Source organism: Colwellia sp. RSH04 (assembly GCF_003545765.1).
Taxonomy (GTDB): Bacteria; Pseudomonadota; Gammaproteobacteria; order Enterobacterales; family Alteromonadaceae; genus Colwellia.
In genome coordinates this window covers 131,661-149,222 of the sequence record NZ_QXIO01000006.1, presented here as the reverse complement: position 1 = coordinate 149,222, position 17,562 = coordinate 131,661, and the positions used below count along the sequence as shown (strand labels likewise).

Sequence of the window (17,562 nt, the reverse complement as noted above, 5' to 3'; positions counted from 1 at the left end):
TGAAATTTCACTCTATTTAAACAGTTTGCTTAGTTCACTTTTAACTAATTTACCTTCACTATTAAAAGGTAATTGCTCTACAAAACGCCATTTCCTTGGTAATAAAGAAGCTTCAAATGTTGTCGATAATGCCTTTTTAAGCAGGTTAACAAGCTGTTTTTTTTCTATGTTACTTTTAGGTATTAAAGTTGTTGCAGGTAATTCTATCACAGCCACTAATGTGGTTTTACTTAATGAATTATCTAAGATGAAACAGCGGCAAGCTTTAACATTGGTTAAGCTTGTTAACTTGGTTTCCATCTCATCAAGTGATAAGCGTTTTTCATGCAACTTGATGATGCGATCTACACGGCCTAATAAGGTAAAGAAACGTCCATTAAGCTCAACGCTGTCATCGGTTTCGTAATATTCACCTTTTGCTAAAAAGCGAGATTGCAATAACAGGGTGTTTTGCGATGTTAAGCTTACTTGGTGCTCGGGGAAAAGTTGCCATAAAGCACTTCTTGCCTGTTGTCGCCAAGCGATGCCGCCGGTTTCTGTGCTTCCATAGACCTCAGTAATTGCTTGTTGATTAAATTGAAAGAAATCTTCAGCGGTTGAGGTTGCCAAAGCACCACCTGAGCAAAATATTTCATCAATTGCATTAATCGCCTGAGATGAAAATTGATGACTGGTGCGAGCTAGATAACTTGGACTGGAAACGAGCAATATGTTTGAGTATTGCTGAGTAAAAAGCTCAACTTGCTCAGGGTATTCAATGCACTGACAAATGATATTTTTATCAGTAAACACAGGCCAGATTAACTTAAATAACAAGCCATAAATATGTTTGTGGGTAACTGTTGCTATAACATTGTTTTTTGTATGCGGAAAGAGTGCTTGTAGTGTTTCTACTTCACTGGCAAGCTGGTACCAGTACTTTTTAATCGCCTTTGCTTTACCGCTTGAGCCTGAGGTAAATAAGGTTATGTTAGTGTTTTCATCAATGGTTAGTTTAGCTAAAGAGCTTTTAACTCGCTGATTAATCGACTTTTTAAAGTGAGGGATTAACTCTTTGGCATTCTTTTTAAGTTCAAAGTCACCAATTGAAATATCGGCAAAATTGGCAGCCTGCTTAAGTCGTTCAGACTGATTGCCTTGTGCTAAAACGATATTTTTTTTAGCGATTAATAAAGCAAAGAACAGCACGCTATATTGATAAAAATCATCATGATAGAGTAACCAACTTTGTTCTTTATAGCTGGAAATATCTTGCGCTAAAGCAATACATTCTTGAGCCCATTGTTGACCACTAATAACAGTGTCATGACAAATAAAGAAGCCTTTAGGGCTTCTCGGGAAAAGGTAAGTGTTAATTGTCATTAAGCTTTTGTACCCTTAATCGCACTAAATACTCAGTTGTAAAAAGCACGCCCATCAAGATATAAGCAATTAATCCGTTATATAAAGTCCAAGTTGCTAGGCTAGTAAATAACGCGGTATAACAAGCGATAATGGCATTGATAATAAAAAAGCCTAACCAAACTTTGGTTACCTTTCGGGTATACGCTATCGCATGAGGCGGCAATTCGGCTTGTGTTAAACGCGCAAGGCGCTCTATAACTGGTGGTGGGTTAGCCAAAGAGTAAGAGAAAACTAACGCTAAGGCAGCATTGATGATAACTGGGTAAAATAATAAGCCAGTATCATTGCCAAAAATAAAACTCATCAATAAAAAGCTTGCTACCCAAATGGTAATTATTTTGCTGGCTTTGTCACTCAGTAATTGTTTGTTTTGCTTTTCTAGAGTGTTACTTTTTTTAAGCAGTAAAAGTCGCGTTAGAAAAAGCAATAAGAGTATCAGGCTAACCCAACGTACAGAAAACTCAGCTAAACCATAAAACACTACCAAAGGGTAAAGTATCGATATTAGCGTTAGGATAATTTTCATTACGATATTATTACCGATACTCTATTGTCGTGAGGGTTATGCTGCTGAAGTTAGTTGTAATAATGCATTAACGATATCTTCAACGGTACGCACTTCTTTAAAAGATTCAGGCGCAATTTTTTTGCCAGTTATTTCGCGTAAACGAACTACAAGGTCAACGGCATCAATACTATCAAGGTCTAATTCTTCATATAATGATGCTCCTAAGGTAATATCCTCTGCTGGAATTTCAAATTCATTAACCAATAATTCGGTTAACATGGTTAGTAGTTCTTCTTTAGTTTGCATGGTTTTCTCAATACTAATTTTGTTCAATAAATTTAACTAAGTTATCAATAGAGTAAAAATGTTCTTTAGTTTTTTCAGAGTTAGCTTCAATTTTCACATCAAAAGTTTTCTTTATTGCTAAGCCTAATTCTAAGGCATCGATAGAGTCCAACCCTAAACCATCACCGAAGAGTGGTTCATTATCAATGATATCTTCAGGTGAAATATCTTCTAAGTCTAGAGTGTCAATAATCAATGCTTTTAATGTCGCTTTAATGTCAGCCATTTAATTTTAATTCCTTACAAAAATACTGCTCTGTTTCACGGGTAAGTGCTCGTACTGCCAATGAAATGTTTTCATGATTAAAATATTTGCTGTTATCAATTTCTGCTAAGGCAGTTAGGGTAATTACAAATTTTTTATGCGGCACATCATACCATGATTCTTGTTTAGTTAGTGTAGTTGGAACAACAGAAATGGTGATTGGTTGGTAATTTGTTTGACAACGTATTGCAATATTTGCGGCACCTCTTTTAAATTTAAGTGGTTGTCCACTCTTACTACGCGTGCCCTCAGGAAAAACAACAATATTACTACCTTCAGACAAGCTATTGGCACAATCAATAAACAATTGCTCTGAACTGTCGTTGTCTATATACCCTACACGTTTTACAACTCCTCGCAAAAAAGGGTTTTTAAAAAGTGCTGATTTCACTACACAGTTGGCATTAGGAAGGTAAGCAATTATGGCAACTACATCTATTAATGATGGATGATTGGCTATCACTACTTTGCCTCGCAAAGCCTGCAGTTGACTGAAATTATGCTTGTTTACTGTTAAAATTCCCAAGCATTGCATTAGGTGGATAAAAAAAGCAAACGATTTATGAATCGTAAATCTCGCTTTTTGTTTGCGTTTTGATTTATTTTTAATAAACAATGCTTGTAGTGGGAAGATAAGAGAAGAAATGAACAATGCACCAAGACCAAAAGTAAAAAAGCATATTCCAGTCGCGACAATACGCCACAAATAATTTAACTTTTGCATTAATGAAAGCCTAAAGAGAGAGTGTAGTTTTTACACGCTATATTCTCTTGACTTTGACAGTACATGTGTCGAATAAAATCAATACAGGGCGGGGTTTCTTGCTTGCTTTGTACGCTTTTTTTATTTGATAAGGTGCTATTTGGCGATAAATCGATACTTACAAGCGTCTCTTTACTTTTAACGGCGGAAAGCAATAATGCAATACATCTTGCCGGTTGCTTCTCTTCATATTGACGATATTCATCAGGAACATCAAAATCACAATAACAATAAAGTACTTCTTCGTGATTTTTTTGACATTGCATTAACGCTTCAATCAACCCCTCGATAAAGGTATTTTTACTAGCACTAATCGTTGTGGTTGCAGTGGTATTTTTTGTTGCTATACCAAACAGGCCTGAGGTTGCATTATGAACTGATAATGCAAATTGTGTTGGTGATAAGTCTTCGCCAGATGCTGAATCTTTAATTAGCTTCACTGTCTTAGCTAAATCACCGTGTCGTGATGCAAAAATCAAAGGAAGTGACGCAGTTAGGACTTGTGGCATATCTAAACAATGCAGGGCTACTCTACTAAAGGGACTTAATCGCCTTAGTTGAGTTTTTGGGTAATATGCCGGTTTTGGTAAAGCATAAGTATTCGGTAATTCTATATCGCCATTTGCCCATGAATTTAGCGAAGTGCTATCATTAAGTCCATTTAGCCATACGTGAATTTTATTTATATATAGTTTCATTACGTTATGCTTTTGCTATAACTGGGTGATTTCTCATTTATTTTACCAAATAGGTATTTTCTCTACAATATTGTTACATTATGAAATCTTTTTTAATCAAGCAGCAAGGGAAGGATAAAACGCTATATATTGGCAAAATGGACACCTCAAAAAACCAATACCAACAGGATTATTTAAGCTCTGAAGAGTTGTTGATCCTTGCAAAGAGGCAACGTAAAGCTTCAGAGTTTATATTTAGCCGTTATTTGATAAAGAAAGCGTTGAACAAGAAAAAGCAGCAAGCAAAAATACTCACTATAAAATACTGCCCTGAAATTGGCGCTGCAGGTGTATTTCAACAGCAAGAATTAATACAAAAACTTTCCTTAAGTCATAGTGGAGAATATATCGCTTTTAGCTTTTGTGCCTTAAATGAAAGTATAGGCGTAGATATTGAGCAGAAAACTAACAGAGATATAGCATCAATAGCACTTAATTTTTATTGTGAAGAAGATCGTGAATTAATACATTCATCGCAGAATCCAATTAATGAATTTTATAAGATCTGGACTGAAAAAGAGGCGCTAACCAAATTGTTAAACACCTCAATATTCAATACGTTAAATGAATCTTCAAGTGTGCTGAAACGTAACTATCAGCTGTCTAGTCTAATCGAAGATGACTATGTTGTTTCAATAGCAACAAAGATTTAAAATTAATTGTTATAACTGTCTTCTATTAAACCCGATTGAATTAACCTGTCTATATAGATAATCCAGTTATTATAGTTTTTGTGAATCGTATTTTTTTGAGCATTATATTTTAAGTTTGTACTGTCTACATAATCGATAGCATATTGTTTTTCATCAAAAGATATTTTAATTTTAGCAAAATGTGATCTTACGTTGATTTCAGCAATAATCGCATCTTTACTTTTATCAGTAATTTTCCAACCTTTTTGGTTTAAAGCCTTTACTATATTTTTTTCTACTTGTTTTGCAGTTATGCCCTCAGGTACGTTCGAATTATCTACGTTATAAACAGGCGTTGTTTTACAAGCTGATAAAATAAAAACTGCAATGACTACTAAGATTATTTTTTTCACATTGAATCCATTTTTTAAGTTACTTCCAAAAAAAAGATTGTAAATGATAGCGAGTTTTATTTCTACATTAGCAATGTGAATAACTGATTATCCTGCTTTCAAATTGTAGTTAGCGGTTGTTAACACTTAATATATCAATGCCGCTAAATAACAGGTACTAAATTGTCTACTCTATGTTTTGGATCTGAATATAGAGTATTAGTGAAAAAACATTTAAAAACATGAGTTTGGATAATCAATCCACATAGGAGCTCTCTTTAGCCCACCATTTAGCCCACCATTCGAATAAGTTTTTACTTAGGCTTTTGGATATTCAAATTAAAATCTAGCATTAAATGATAGATCTTCAATTCTTCGTTATCAACATCTCTATGTTGTGAATGATAGTGATACTCAAAGTTATTTATAAAATTACCCTGAGTTATTTTCTTTAAAGTTATAATTGAAGATGTATCAAGTAAGAGTTGATTTATATGATTGGTATTTAATCGAATATCCATGTCATCAACAACAAAACCAAGCATTGCATTCACTCTGTAATAAGAAGAATAATACTTTGAAGTAAAACGAAACATGCCTTCATCAATATATTTTTTATTTAATCCAGAACTCCCTGTTGCATATTTTTTATCCAATCTTTTACATTCAATTATGTAATAAGCTTCTTGCTTTTCAAATATATTAGGTGAAATTATTTTTAAATCAGTTCTACCAACAGAGTGATCTTCTCTTACTTCACTTTCAAAATGAATTTGATCCGAAACGAACCCTAAACTCTGTCTTACACTATTATTCTTTAAATACTTATATAAGAGCACATCTCTTATCTCATTTTCATTATTTTCTAAAGCTACACAATCAGAAACCATCATGTTATAACAGCGAACAATTTTAGAGAGTATGTCTTCAAATTTTATTGCGTAAACCAATGTAGAAGATTGAAAGTTTGTGGCATCTAAACTAGGAAACATCACTTTTCCCTTTACTACCTGATACTAAAATCGCATCCATGAATTCATTTACATCAAAATGAGCCATAGCCTTATGCCAAAGCCTTTGTTCATTCGGTTTAATTATATAAAATCCATCTTTTTCAAATCCACGAACATCTTTTTGTATAAAAAGCCTATCTGTAATTTTTTCGACGCCAATAGACGAAAGTAAACTAAGAATCGAAGAGCTTTCTAATTTTGTTATTTGCAAGGAATCATCTAATGAATTTAGAGGTACCAATTTAAAAAACAATCCTAAGATTTTATCCGTATGTTTGATTTCAACAATTAATTTCTTATCTAACTTCTCATATATACAGTTAAACCTATCAAAAAATATTTTCGAATAATCTTCTAAATACTGACTATTTTCAGGAATAGAGCCGAACAAAGATTTTACTATCAGCGGGTCTTTATCTTTTGTAATTAATGGCCTACTTACATTTAAAGCGTAATCAATTAAAGAAGACTCCAAACTATTTTCATTAATAGAAAGTTTTTCAAAAATAATCTGGTTAATTATTTTTAGATTTTCAGCAACAACCTTTTTTAAACTAGATACTTTTGCGTTATTGATAAGAACTTCTTGCCTCTCGGAGTACAGGAGATCTTTAGTTCTAGATATCTCATTAACAATTTCATCTAAAGAGTTATCAACATAAGGGATATCAAATTTTTCATATTCTTTAGTTTGCTCTCTTTCAATTCCTATTGAACAAAAAGTATGTATTGCTATATACGGATATAAATCAGAATAAAGGTTAGCTGAAATATTTTTTAGAATTCTTTTAGCTTTACCAGAAATGGGCTTTATACCCGTTAATGAGTTTTTATAAACAATATCAGATTCAACGATTGCTGCTCGTGGTTTAAACAAGTGGGTATCAAGTCCATTTCTAACTAATAAAACAGTTCCTTTAAACAGGTCTAAATCTCGTTTTCTTCCTACTTTATCTAAAGTAAATTCAGGTAATTCATTTGTATTTGCCCAAAATGGTTCAATATCTCTACTATCAATAAAAGGCTTCCCAATAAGATGAGATGTGTCTTCTAAAGGAGTCTTGCTTAGCTTTACCCCTGTGCCTTTTTTAAAAAGTTTTTTGTTCGCCAAGACTGACTTCAAGGATTTAAAATCCGCCTTTAATCGAGCAATGAAATTAAAGTCAAGGTAAGAGCCATAAACTAATGTTTTCCATAACCAGTCATACTTTTTTAACTTAATTTGTATAAGCTTCTTATAGTCTGGCCTACTAATAGAGAAAACTTTAAATAAAGAGAAAAAACGACTTGGCTTTAAAGTTATATGTTCTACGGTATTATCATCAGTATTTAATCCATGTGCATACCTATAAAATAATACAGCTGCAGGGGCTACAGCAGGGTCATTAGACCTATCAAAAACTTCAAATCGAACAGGAGCTAACTCGAAAATTCTATCCACATAAAATTCTTCTAAAAGGTATTGTCTAAATTTACTTTGTTCTGAATACCCTTTGTTGTAAAGAATTGTGCTTCTTACAATAAGGGCTGTTTTAGTATCATGACTACTAAAATCACTTACTCTAAAAATAAAACCTTCGACAATCTCTCCATTATTGATAGCAATGGGATATTTCTTATCTTTGTCCTTTTCTCTATTTAATCTATCTTTTAAATATTTCTTTCCTTCTTGTCCAATTCCATTACCTTTCCAAGGAGGGTTCCCTAGAATAAAATCAAAATCTTTCTCTCTGAACACTTCATTAAAGTTTGCTTCTTGATCAAAAAAATCAGATGCAAAGAAATTATTATTAAGTAAAACGGGAAATCTGAAAGACTCTATATCGGAAGGGGTTTGGTAATCTAAAAGAGTTAAATATATAGAAAAAATAGCTACATTAATTGCGCTCCTATCCTTATCTACTCCAAAGATATTATCTAAAGCAAGATGCTTCAAATCATTTGTATATTGAATGTGATTTGATAAGTAGTTCGGATTCTGCTTTTGGTATTGCTCAATAATTTTTCTTAAAGTTTCAACAAGAAAAATCCCTGAACCACATGATGGATCAAGTACTTTACAGCTATAAATAGCGTCCTTAGAGATTTTCTTCTCAACAGTTTCAGCTAAAATATAATCTACTAGAAACAATGGTGTGTAGTATGCACCTTGTTCTTCTTGCTGAACTTGCCCAATGAATAACTCATATACATTACTAATGAATTCAACAGGGATAATTGAAAAATCATATAAATCGAAAAGTGATCTTTGCCCTAGTCCTACTTTGTCACCAGATAACAAGTCAACTAATACATCCAGACATTCTTTAGGGATATCATCAATTTCATTTTTAGTAATTGGAAATAAATCACCATTGAATTTTTCTTTTAAGTAATTAAAGAAGTCGTTAACTTTAATTTTGTCTGAAAGGAGAGAACAAAAATCAGAATTGCTCCATATTCGAGACTGTCCACGCTGCTCAAAATCCAATTTGATTTTTCTATCAATTAAATAACGAACAAAAATAACTTTACCAATAAGAGAATTTGTGAGCTCGGGAGATAAAAACTTTGAAATTAGGATATCTCTCGCTGACTTAATATTTTCGAGTAAGTGGTAATCTATTCGATTGGTAGATTCAAAACCTTTTTGATGTTTTTCCCACGTATTACCTGTAACTAACTCAAAATATGAAAAATCTGACAAAGCTTCATCTTTACCAAATAATTCAAGAGTATTTTCATCAGTCAAATATTTAAAGCCGTTATAAATTTCTACAGAATCCGATTCTGATATAATTATTATTGGCGATTCATTGAAATTCCAAATATCCCTAAGCTTAGCTTCTTTTTCATTTCCTAAATTTTCAAAAAAAAGAATCAGTGGTTTATTATCGATACAGAAGAAAGCATCAGGTTGAATAGTTTTAAGTAAAAGTCTTTCTACACGATTAGAAAATAAGCTTTCTCTATGCTCACCAGCAACATAAAGGCCATTTTCTTTCGTCAAATTCAACTTTTTAAATATATGATTTAGACGGTTCAACAGTTTTCTTCTTTTTCTTTAATCTAACAATAGGCCACTATTTCCAAGGAAATAATGGCACTTTATAAGCTACAACTTGTATAGTGTCATACTTTTACTAGTAATAACTACTTTATTATAACACGCCAAACCAATACTGTACATTTAAACAGTATGCGATTTCCTATTTCGATATGAAATATAGCGCTAGATTCTTATTGCAATAAACAATTTCTCATGCCTGCATGTAAAATATCGAGGTTGGTCTTATAGGTAGAAATTCAGTGAGTTATCACAGTATCAGCCTCATTTAATACTTTAGTAATATCACCCACTTCAAGTGGTGAACAAATAAGTTCTTCAAAATCATTTTCATGATTAGCGGCTAAATGGGCAGCTTCATCTAATTTTTTTTCATCACTTAATTTATCATCGTCTATTCTTACTGCATAAATTATTCTTTTATTTATCTCTACTTTGTACCATGAAGTCATGACTTTCTATCCTTATTGTTTAAATATTACATTTTCTTTATCTATAAATTGAAAATAGTATTTACAGTATTTAAAAACTCAAATTCAGCAAGCTACAGCCCAATAAATACAAGTAATTTACCACCCAAGTGGTAAAGCTGATGCTGCACTATGGTAGACGTAAATATTTTTCAATTACCGCGAGCCTCGCACCCGTGGTTACTAATGAAACTCTCAGGGTCCCCTATAGTTTTCAGAACATCTATTTACAAGTAGTCATTTGATATATATAGCTTTATCTCTTACCAATAACATAAATGTCAATATTAAAGTCATGTTAAATCTACAGGACTATGATTCCTTAAATATCAATACATTAACTTACTGTTGGGACGTAACTTATAAACTGTCTCAAGTTAATTAACTTATCCAAACAAAGCTTTATCACCAGCAACAAACGTATCTACCAAATCTTGCTCATTGTTATCAAGATAATTAATCGTCGTTTCTGGTTTACTATGGTTCAATAACTGTTGGAGTTCTTCCAATGAAACACCCGCTTGCTGCCTTAACCTTGATCCTGACTTTCGTAATGAATGAGTACCTAAGTTAACTCCACCCAGACGGCCACAAGATCTACGCCATTTAATAACATCAGGTTCAACTTCACACATCCAACGCCAAACAGTTTTACGACTAATCGGTTTCCTTTTCCCACCATATCTACTCTCAAATAAATAAACATCATTTGGAAATGTTAGTCGCATTTCGTCTAGCAACTTTATTGCATGTTTGGTTAGGGTAATGACCTTCCTTTTTTTAGTTTTGCTTTCAATGATTACAAACTCACCAGTATTAAATGACTGATCAATTTGACTTGTTGTGATTACAAGTAAATCACTAATTCTCAATGCCCAAAGTGCTGTAAGTTCTGCGATCCAACGAGCTTTAATACCACGATTCCTCTCTAACGCTTTAAGGACAATATTAAACTCGTCACGATCTCTGGTTGAATGTACTCTAGGCATAATTAGAATTTATGCACCCTCTGTAAATACACTCTGATTCGCTATCAATGATATGTCTTTAGATATCTGCATTATTAGCCCGAATAGACTTTCAATTTTATCTGCATTTAACTCTTCTATACTGCCTTGTTGTGCAACTGATGCTATGACGTTTATTTGATCTGCTTTACTAGTTATCACTTCTATTATTTTTAATTGCTTACACATACTATTTCCACTTAATGTTTTTTAAATTTATTTAATTTTTTCACTTAACCAAGCGTTTTCGCATACTTGGAATATGGTTATATATATAGGAGTCCAATAACTGGACTACAGTAGTTTGCAAACACTAACTTTATGCGTATTTAAAAATTAGGGTTTAAGCTTTCTCTCTTAGTCCAATTTCTGTACCGAAAAATATAGCCCTAGTCCATATTTTGTACCGATACTAGTCCAGCTTTTGGACTGATACGGTATAGAAACTGGACTAGGATATTTTTATAACCGAAAGTTTCTCATCGGTTTTATTGTTGGCTCAACATCAATTTCAAAGCCGTTAATTTCATCTATCGCTTGCCAAGTTAAAGCATAATATTGAGGTATTCCCTTACCATGGAGTAAGCCCCCATATTTGCTAATAACAAGTAAGTTTTTTGCTAATAATTCCTTTTTTGCAGAGCTTAAAGTCGTTTTAGATTTCCAGCCACGTTCAACCATTTGTGACCAAACAAAGCATAGTTTTCCGTTATTTCTGCCATTGTATTGCCTAGCAGCCTCTAGCAATAATTTGATAGCATTACCACTGAGTTCAATATAATCAATATGATTCATAACAACATGAGGAATACCAGCAAAACGCTCTTTAGGCTTAGACCGCTTATTTTTTTCAAACCCCATAAATTACCTATAAGAATATTGAAGACCGATTACTATTTACATGGTTAAATATTTTAGGAATTAGATTTTTTATTAGTGTTGCTTGTTGGTTCCTGCTTATAGATAAACCATAAAAGGTCTGACAATAACCAAGCTACTGAGTTAGTGCTGAGTTGACGGCGTTGTGGGTGTAGGCCTTGCTTTTCTAACTTCCACGTCTGTGTTCGACTCAAAGTTGTCAGCTTCTTACGTTCTAGATCCTTTACTAAGCGATCTGATTCACCAACTATTTGTAGTAGTTCTTTTCGTTTCTCTGGGGTGGGTTGGGTGTATTGTGCTGTCATAATGCCTCTGCCTGTTCGTATAGGGATTGGCATATACTAGTGCGTAAAATATTGCTGTTGTCCGTAGATTTTTTGATAAAAACTACAGTGGAGAAACCACGATACGTGGTTGTATTGATTTTAAAGGGCTACGCAACATCTTCGTTATTTTGATTAGCTAAAATTAAATCTAATTTATCAGAAAACTTTAATGTAATCGCAATTTCAGCTTGTCGCTTTATATCATCCGAAACAGTTCTTTTATCATAAACTTTCTTTTCTGAACCTGAACTATAAAGGTCTGTATCTACAGTATGCGAATTAATAGCTTGAGCAATGGTACTTAAATTAAGTAAATAGCCATTTGCTTTCGCCCAAATATCTAAATCCAAATACTCAAAAATCCCACCTCTTTTTAGTCTTTCTATACGGGACTTCATTTTGTAATTATCTGGTTGAGGCTTATTGAGCTTAGCTCTAAGCTGGTTTAATAGTTTTTGAACTTCGTCCAATATATCTGAATCTCGCATATAAAGCGGTAAGTTAACCCAAATGTCTTCATCGCTATCTGCCAGAAATTGCATAGTATTCTTTTGTGAAAACGGATCTGCATCATAATCTGAGCGCGTTTTATATTTCTTTTCACATAAAAGTATATGCCCCATGGAAACAGGATAAACATCACTTTTATATAACTCTTCGTGAATTCTTTCACACTCAATATTACTTGGTTCTTTGGCAGGTAACTCCTCTAAAGTTATAGAAAATAAATCCCCGATATAACCATCTTCAAAGCTATTATTTTTTAACTCATGATAAGCCACTCGTCTGCTCGATAGCTCATCACTAATCTTAGATAATGAGGCATCTTTCACCCAAGCATACCTATTTGGCCGATACCACTTCGCTAATCTTTTTAGCCTGCGCACACAATCTATTTTTTTCGGGTTATTTTCCATTGATAACGGGCTCTAATAAGTTTGTGACTAGAGTATGCGCCTCTTTGCGCTCTTCAAGATAATCATGGCGATCATAAATCCCCTCAACACCTTTTAATTTATGATTAAGACATCGTTCAGCTACATGACCAGGTACTCCTTGAGAAGCCGCTAAACTTCTAAATGTTCGTCTTAGGTCATGCGGTGAGAATGGTTTCATATCCCCCATTAAATTGGGTGGTTGTATTTTACGACCAGCTTCACGCCCAAACATTGATGAAATAGCCCTATTTAACGTATCGTCGCCCATGTGAGGTTTTTTCGATGCTCGCCTTGCGGGGAATACATAATCAGAACCACAAGCGCGTATAGTTAGCTCATTTAGCCATACTAATACTTGTTTAGGTAAAGGAATGGTAATTGGTGCACCTGTTTTACTTCTCCCTTCGGGCAAGTGCCACAAAGCTTTATCAAGTTCAAATTCTTTCCACTTAGCGCAACAAAGCTCACTTTTACGAACACCTAACGTCACAAGCAAAGCACAAGCTAAATAGTTATCTCGATTAAACTTCGCTTGGTGCTGTTTAAATATTTTGAAAGCTTTGGTGATTTCATCCAAAGTTAAATATCTATCTTTACTTTTTTCAACACCACCAGCATCAGAAACAGTAAACGCGCTAGCAGGATTATGAGCAATCAAATCCAACTTTATGCCATGCCTGAATAATTGCTTTAAATACATTAACGCATCATTAGCAATTGTTGGCCGATCATCAGATATCGCTTGAATGATTTTGCGAATATCACGGGCATTTACTTGATCAAGGGGTATATCACCGATAAAGGGCTTAACATCATTGGTATAAACTCGTTTGGGTATATTCGGGTGTTTAAGGCGCTTAGCAATATCATTATCAAACCAATCAGCAAAGAGATCATCAACTAGCTTAATGGATTGCTCTTTAATTCGTTTTCTAGCGATTAGAGGGTCATATCCTAAATTGACTTCACGCTTTTTTATAGCTGCATCAGCTTTAGCATCGGCTAATGATAAATCAGGGTACTGACCTAATGTAATTTCTTTTCTCTTACCATTTGATGAATAGCGCAACATCCAATAAGGAGTTGCTGAGTTTCTTACAACTAAATACAAGCCACTACCGATGGGGTGTCTTTTAGGTTCACCTTTTACAAAAGCCTGTATTTGTTTTGCTGTGATAGTTGCCATATTGTTAATTGCCCACCAATGATGTTTTAATGGTGATCATGCGCTCACCATATTGCCCACCAGAAATACTACAACACCTATGAACGAATGGAAATACACAGAAACAAAAAAGCCCCGCAAAACGAGGCTTTAATTGTTATTTATTGCAAATGGTAACGGGTGGTAAAATTACTCAATATTTTGGATCTGCTCGCGCATTTGCTCAATCAGTACTTTTAATTCTACAGCGCTAGCAGTTATGTCGGTATTGATTGATTTGGAGCCTAAGGTATTCGCTTCACGGTTAAACTCTTGCATCATGAAATCTAAGCGACGACCTTGTGCACCACCTTTTTTCAAGATTTTTTGAGTTTCGCTTACATGGCTTTTTAGGCGATCAATTTCTTCAGCAACATCCATTTTTTGTGCAAGTAATACTAATTCTTGTTCTACGCGGCTTGAGTCTAGATCTATTTTGGCGTCGGTAAATTTATCGGTAATACGGGTACGCTGCCATTCTATAATGGCTGGCATTTGTTCTTGAACTTTATCTGCTTCAATGGTTATAGCGTCTAAGCGCTGTTCAATCATCGCTTTAAGGTTTTCACCTTCGCTGGCTCTTGCGTTAATAAAGTCTTTAATTGCAATATCAAAGCCTGCGAGTAGTTCTGCTTGAATCGTTGATATGTCTGCTTCTGCTGCTTCCATAACACCAGGCCAGCGCATAACTTCAATTGGGTTTACTTGGCTATTTAAGGTTTGTTCATTAACCCAGTTGGCATGCTGAATAAGTTGCAGGGCTAATTTTTCGTTAATGGTTACTTCACTTTTAGCGGCAGGGTTGGCATTAAAACGAAGACTACATTCTACTTTGCCTCGGTTTAATTGTTTTCTAAAGCGCTCTCGCAATAGGGGCTCTATGCCTCTAAATTGTTCAGGTAATCTAAAGTAGGTTTCTAAAAAACGTTGGTTTACTGAGCGAATTTCCCAAATAGCATTGCCCCAATCGCCTTTTACTTCGTGGCGTGCGAATGCTGTCATACTGTGGATCATAATAATTACCTATCATTGCGTTAATGGTAAGTATCTTAAATGCAGTGAATTGAATACCTGCAATAGTTTTTTGATACTTAAGTTAACGCAATTATGCCTTACCTTTTAATACGTAGCTAGGGTATTGTTAAGAGGATGAATAATATTGATATTTAGCCTGATAATCACAAAACTGAAAAGGCATTAAATATTTATTAGTAAACAAGTATCTCGACATGTTAAAGCCTTAGCTTTGCTGCGATAAACTTTGCCAATGTTTGGTTATTTTCTCAGCCACCCTAAATGAGTTAGCGTAAATGGTGAAGGTATAGGGTACGCTCCCTCCCGTTGGCATAAATGAACCGTCTGTTACATAAAGATTGTCTACTTCATGTGCCCTACAATTTTTATTTAATACTGATGTTTTGGGGTCATTACCAAAGCGACAACCGCCAGCCATTAAATTACTCGAAGGAGATCCGCTTATCGAAGATGAAACGTTTTTAGCACCCATTGCCGTTAGTAATTGCTCACCTTTTTGAGCCAAAAACTCACCTACTTCAAGGTCATGATTATGATAGCCAATACGTACTTTAGCGACTGGGTCGCCCCATTTATCGGTAATGTCTTCGTCTAAACTGACAAAGCAATCGTCGGTGGGTAGCCAATCGTTAAATACTTCAAATCGTAATGTTTTATAGGTAGTGAACTCTTGCTTCAAAGCTTGTTTAAGTTGTTCACCCCATACTAAGCTTTCAACACTATTGTTATCTTCTTGCCATTGACTACCTTGCGCGCGCGCGATAGGGTTTTGATGAAAAAGAAAGTCTATAGTGCCGCCTTTTGCTTGGCCATCTTGACTAATACCTGCGTTTGATTTGGCAAATTGTTCATCGTTTATTTGATACCAATCTTGCAATGCTCGATTGATAAAAGGCCCTACTTGCTTTAACTGTGCAACCTTTTCATCATTGAATTCGTCAAAAATAAAGTCACCTTGGCCTGTACCACCACCACTAAAGAGTAAGTTTTTTCCCACTTGTTTACTATTATTCGCTAATCCATGAGGGAATTTCTCGCCCTTTGAAGCTAATAATAAACGTGATGTTTCAACCGCTTGGCAGGCGACAACATATATTTTTGCGCTGATTTGTTGTTTTTTACCTACTCCGTCGTAATACTGCACGGCCGTGATTTTTCCTTCGCTATCAGTGGCAATATTATAAACTTTTGAGTTAGGTTTTATGGTGCAATTACCTGAAGCAACAGCTTGATTTAATAACGCGGCACGACCGCTACCTTTAGCGCCTGAAGAGCAGCCATAGCTACTGCAATAGCCTGAGTATTCACAACTACGTCGGCCTTTATCAGGTTGCGATAATATGGCTCTAGGTACCGGAATAGCATGAAAACCGATATCTGCCGCTGCTTTATCTATCCATGAAGCAACAGGTAACTCAGCAACAGGAGGGTAAGGGAAGTCGGTAGAACGTGGCTCTTGATGGGGGTGTTTAACTGTTTTGCCAGAAACGCCTACTTCTTTTTCTACCATAGCGTAGAATGGCTCTAGTTCGTCGTAACTAATAGGCCAGTCTGCGACATTGGCACCTGCTATATCACCAAATTCAGATTTCAAACGAAAATCTATCGGTTTTAAGCGATGAAAATAACCACTCATAAAATTTGATGAACCACCTACCACAGTACCGTTCCACCAACTCCAGCCTGACTCACTAGTTGGCTCGCCTTGCCAATAGCTTTCGTTTTTATCGTTAAGGTATTCTTCTTCAATAACGTGTTGTTCGTCAGCTAAAGATGGGTTGTAAGCATCATGTAAACTAATCGTTTGTTCGTCTTTAAAAAACTCTTTTTCGGTTAACCATGGGCCTTTTTCTAACACCACAACTTTTGCGCCAGCTTGCGATAACCGATAAGCGATAGGGGAAGCACCAGCGCCTGAGCCAACAATACAAATATCATAATCCATTAGCTGCTTTCCTCTGATAAACGCGACAATTTAATAATGCTAGCGCGTTTAGGTAATTCAAAATAGCGCTGCCCTTTTGCTGGTAAAGGAAAGCCCGCTTTATGTTCTAGCCATTGCCAGCCAATACCATTAGGGTTTCCACCATAAGCGGGTGGCGATAACATGGCTTCTAATAGGTTAGTCAGCATCATATTTATCCAGTTACTGCCTGCGTTCGATTGGCTAATATCGCGTAACATTGTTTCTTTCTCGTCAAAAGTTAATTTAACAAATGAACGATTAAGTTTCTGGTTTGTATAACCATTTAGCCATTCTACACCTTTAAAAATAAACTCTATTTCATCTTTGGGAGTTGGGCGCTCAAAGACTAAGTTATATAAAAATGGCATCGCTTGAATCTCTTCAGCGCTTGGGCCTGTTTTTGAGGCCGGCAATAAATGATTCATTACGCTGTTTAAGGTTTTCCACGGATCTGTGGTCAGTAATGTGCTTAGTTGTTTGTTTTGAGTCGCGGTAACCGTCCATGCGGGAAAAAGCGTTAACGCAGAAACTCCCGCAGCAGATTTGAGTAATCGACGTCTTGTTTGTTGTTTTTCTTTAAGAAACTCTGGTGTAGTGAAAGCGATATCAAAAAATGATTTTATAAAATTCAA

General features: G+C 34.9%; 20 protein-coding genes. 1 reads left to right on the top strand and 19 read right to left on the bottom strand.

All coding sequences use genetic code 11. The annotated features are described in order from the left end of the window. Positions 1–12: 12 nt before the first annotated feature. From D1094_RS11765 to D1094_RS11740, 6 genes are read right to left on the bottom strand one after another with little or no spacing between them, the layout of a single operon-like run. Complete coding sequence (locus D1094_RS11765; RefSeq protein WP_118960297.1) at positions 13–1,362, bottom strand: AMP-binding protein; 1,350 nt, start codon at positions 1,360–1,362, stop codon at positions 13–15. After that, positions 1,352–1,930 carry a hypothetical protein gene (locus D1094_RS11760; RefSeq protein WP_118960296.1) on the bottom strand — a complete coding sequence of 193 codons (579 nt, stop codon included), beginning with the start codon at positions 1,928–1,930 and terminating at the stop codon, positions 1,352–1,354. The genes D1094_RS11765 and D1094_RS11760 overlap by 11 nt, the downstream gene beginning before the upstream one ends. Positions 1,931–1,966: 36 nt before the next feature. After that, complete coding sequence (locus tag D1094_RS11755) at positions 1,967–2,218, bottom strand: acyl carrier protein (protein ID WP_118960420.1); 252 nt, start codon at positions 2,216–2,218, stop codon at positions 1,967–1,969. 13 nt (positions 2,219–2,231) lie between these two features. Beyond that, positions 2,232–2,483, bottom strand: a complete 252-nt coding sequence (locus D1094_RS11750; protein ID WP_118960295.1) for a phosphopantetheine-binding protein — start codon at positions 2,481–2,483, stop codon at positions 2,232–2,234. Beyond that, a complete protein-coding gene (locus tag D1094_RS11745; protein WP_118960294.1) occupies positions 2,476–3,246 on the bottom strand; it encodes a lysophospholipid acyltransferase family protein in 771 nt (256 codons plus the stop codon). Before D1094_RS11745 ends, D1094_RS11750 begins: the two co-directional genes overlap by 8 nt. Then, entirely contained in the window at positions 3,246–3,983 is a 738-nt protein-coding gene (locus D1094_RS11740) for a beta-ketoacyl synthase chain length factor (RefSeq protein ID WP_118960293.1), read from the bottom strand. The genes D1094_RS11745 and D1094_RS11740 overlap by 1 nt, the downstream gene beginning before the upstream one ends. Before the next feature lie 80 nt (positions 3,984–4,063). Here D1094_RS11740 and D1094_RS11735 point away from each other — a divergent pair, with 80 nt between their 5' ends. Next, on the top strand, positions 4,064–4,675 hold the full coding sequence (locus D1094_RS11735) for a 4'-phosphopantetheinyl transferase superfamily protein (protein WP_118960292.1): 612 nt from the start codon (positions 4,064–4,066) through the stop codon (positions 4,673–4,675). A gap of 2 nt (positions 4,676–4,677) precedes the next feature. Here the strand turns inward: D1094_RS11735 and D1094_RS11730 are convergent, their stop codons facing one another. The 13 genes from D1094_RS11730 to D1094_RS11670 all read right to left on the bottom strand — a co-directional run bounded on the left by D1094_RS11730 (position 4,678) and on the right by D1094_RS11670 (position 17,562). Then, entirely contained in the window at positions 4,678–5,067 is a 390-nt protein-coding gene (locus D1094_RS11730) for a membrane lipoprotein lipid attachment site-containing protein (RefSeq protein ID WP_118960291.1), read from the bottom strand. A 293-nt stretch (positions 5,068–5,360) separates the two neighbouring features. Next, complete coding sequence (locus tag D1094_RS11725) at positions 5,361–6,038, bottom strand: hypothetical protein (RefSeq protein WP_118960290.1); 678 nt, start codon at positions 6,036–6,038, stop codon at positions 5,361–5,363. Next, positions 6,028–9,048, bottom strand: coding sequence for an Eco57I restriction-modification methylase domain-containing protein (locus D1094_RS11720; protein ID WP_182440170.1), 3,021 nt, complete (start codon positions 9,046–9,048; stop codon positions 6,028–6,030). The genes D1094_RS11725 and D1094_RS11720 overlap by 11 nt, the downstream gene beginning before the upstream one ends. Before the next feature lie 296 nt (positions 9,049–9,344). Then, entirely contained in the window at positions 9,345–9,557 is a 213-nt protein-coding gene (locus D1094_RS11715) for a hypothetical protein (protein WP_118960288.1), read from the bottom strand. Between the two features lie 404 nt (positions 9,558–9,961). After that, a complete protein-coding gene (locus tag D1094_RS11710; RefSeq protein WP_118960287.1) occupies positions 9,962–10,564 on the bottom strand; it encodes a tyrosine-type recombinase/integrase in 603 nt (200 codons plus the stop codon). A 9-nt stretch (positions 10,565–10,573) separates the two neighbouring features. After that, the gene (locus tag D1094_RS11705; RefSeq protein WP_118960286.1) at positions 10,574–10,771 is read right to left on the bottom strand and encodes a hypothetical protein; all 198 of its coding nucleotides are present in this window, start codon (positions 10,769–10,771) and stop codon (positions 10,574–10,576) included. A 273-nt stretch (positions 10,772–11,044) separates the two neighbouring features. Continuing rightward, positions 11,045–11,443 (bottom strand): hypothetical protein, encoded by a 399-nt coding sequence (locus D1094_RS11700; protein ID WP_118960285.1) that lies wholly within the window; start codon positions 11,441–11,443, stop codon positions 11,045–11,047. Positions 11,444–11,496: 53 nt separating this feature from the next. Continuing rightward, positions 11,497–11,766 carry an AlpA family phage regulatory protein gene (locus D1094_RS11695; protein ID WP_118960284.1) on the bottom strand — a complete coding sequence of 90 codons (270 nt, stop codon included), beginning with the start codon at positions 11,764–11,766 and terminating at the stop codon, positions 11,497–11,499. A gap of 128 nt (positions 11,767–11,894) precedes the next feature. Then, on the bottom strand, positions 11,895–12,704 hold the full coding sequence (locus D1094_RS11690) for a DUF6387 family protein (RefSeq protein ID WP_118960283.1): 810 nt from the start codon (positions 12,702–12,704) through the stop codon (positions 11,895–11,897). Continuing rightward, positions 12,694–13,911, bottom strand: coding sequence for a site-specific integrase (locus tag D1094_RS11685; protein WP_118960282.1), 1,218 nt, complete (start codon positions 13,909–13,911; stop codon positions 12,694–12,696). Before D1094_RS11685 ends, D1094_RS11690 begins: the two co-directional genes overlap by 11 nt. Positions 13,912–14,079: 168 nt before the next feature. Next, positions 14,080–14,943, bottom strand: a complete 864-nt coding sequence (locus D1094_RS11680) for a YicC/YloC family endoribonuclease (RefSeq protein ID WP_118960281.1) — start codon at positions 14,941–14,943, stop codon at positions 14,080–14,082. A 226-nt stretch (positions 14,944–15,169) separates the two neighbouring features. Further along, a complete protein-coding gene (locus D1094_RS11675; RefSeq protein ID WP_118960280.1) occupies positions 15,170–16,909 on the bottom strand; it encodes a GMC family oxidoreductase in 1,740 nt (579 codons plus the stop codon). Continuing rightward, a complete protein-coding gene (locus D1094_RS11670; RefSeq protein ID WP_118960279.1) occupies positions 16,909–17,562 on the bottom strand; it encodes a gluconate 2-dehydrogenase subunit 3 family protein in 654 nt (217 codons plus the stop codon). Before D1094_RS11670 ends, D1094_RS11675 begins: the two co-directional genes overlap by 1 nt.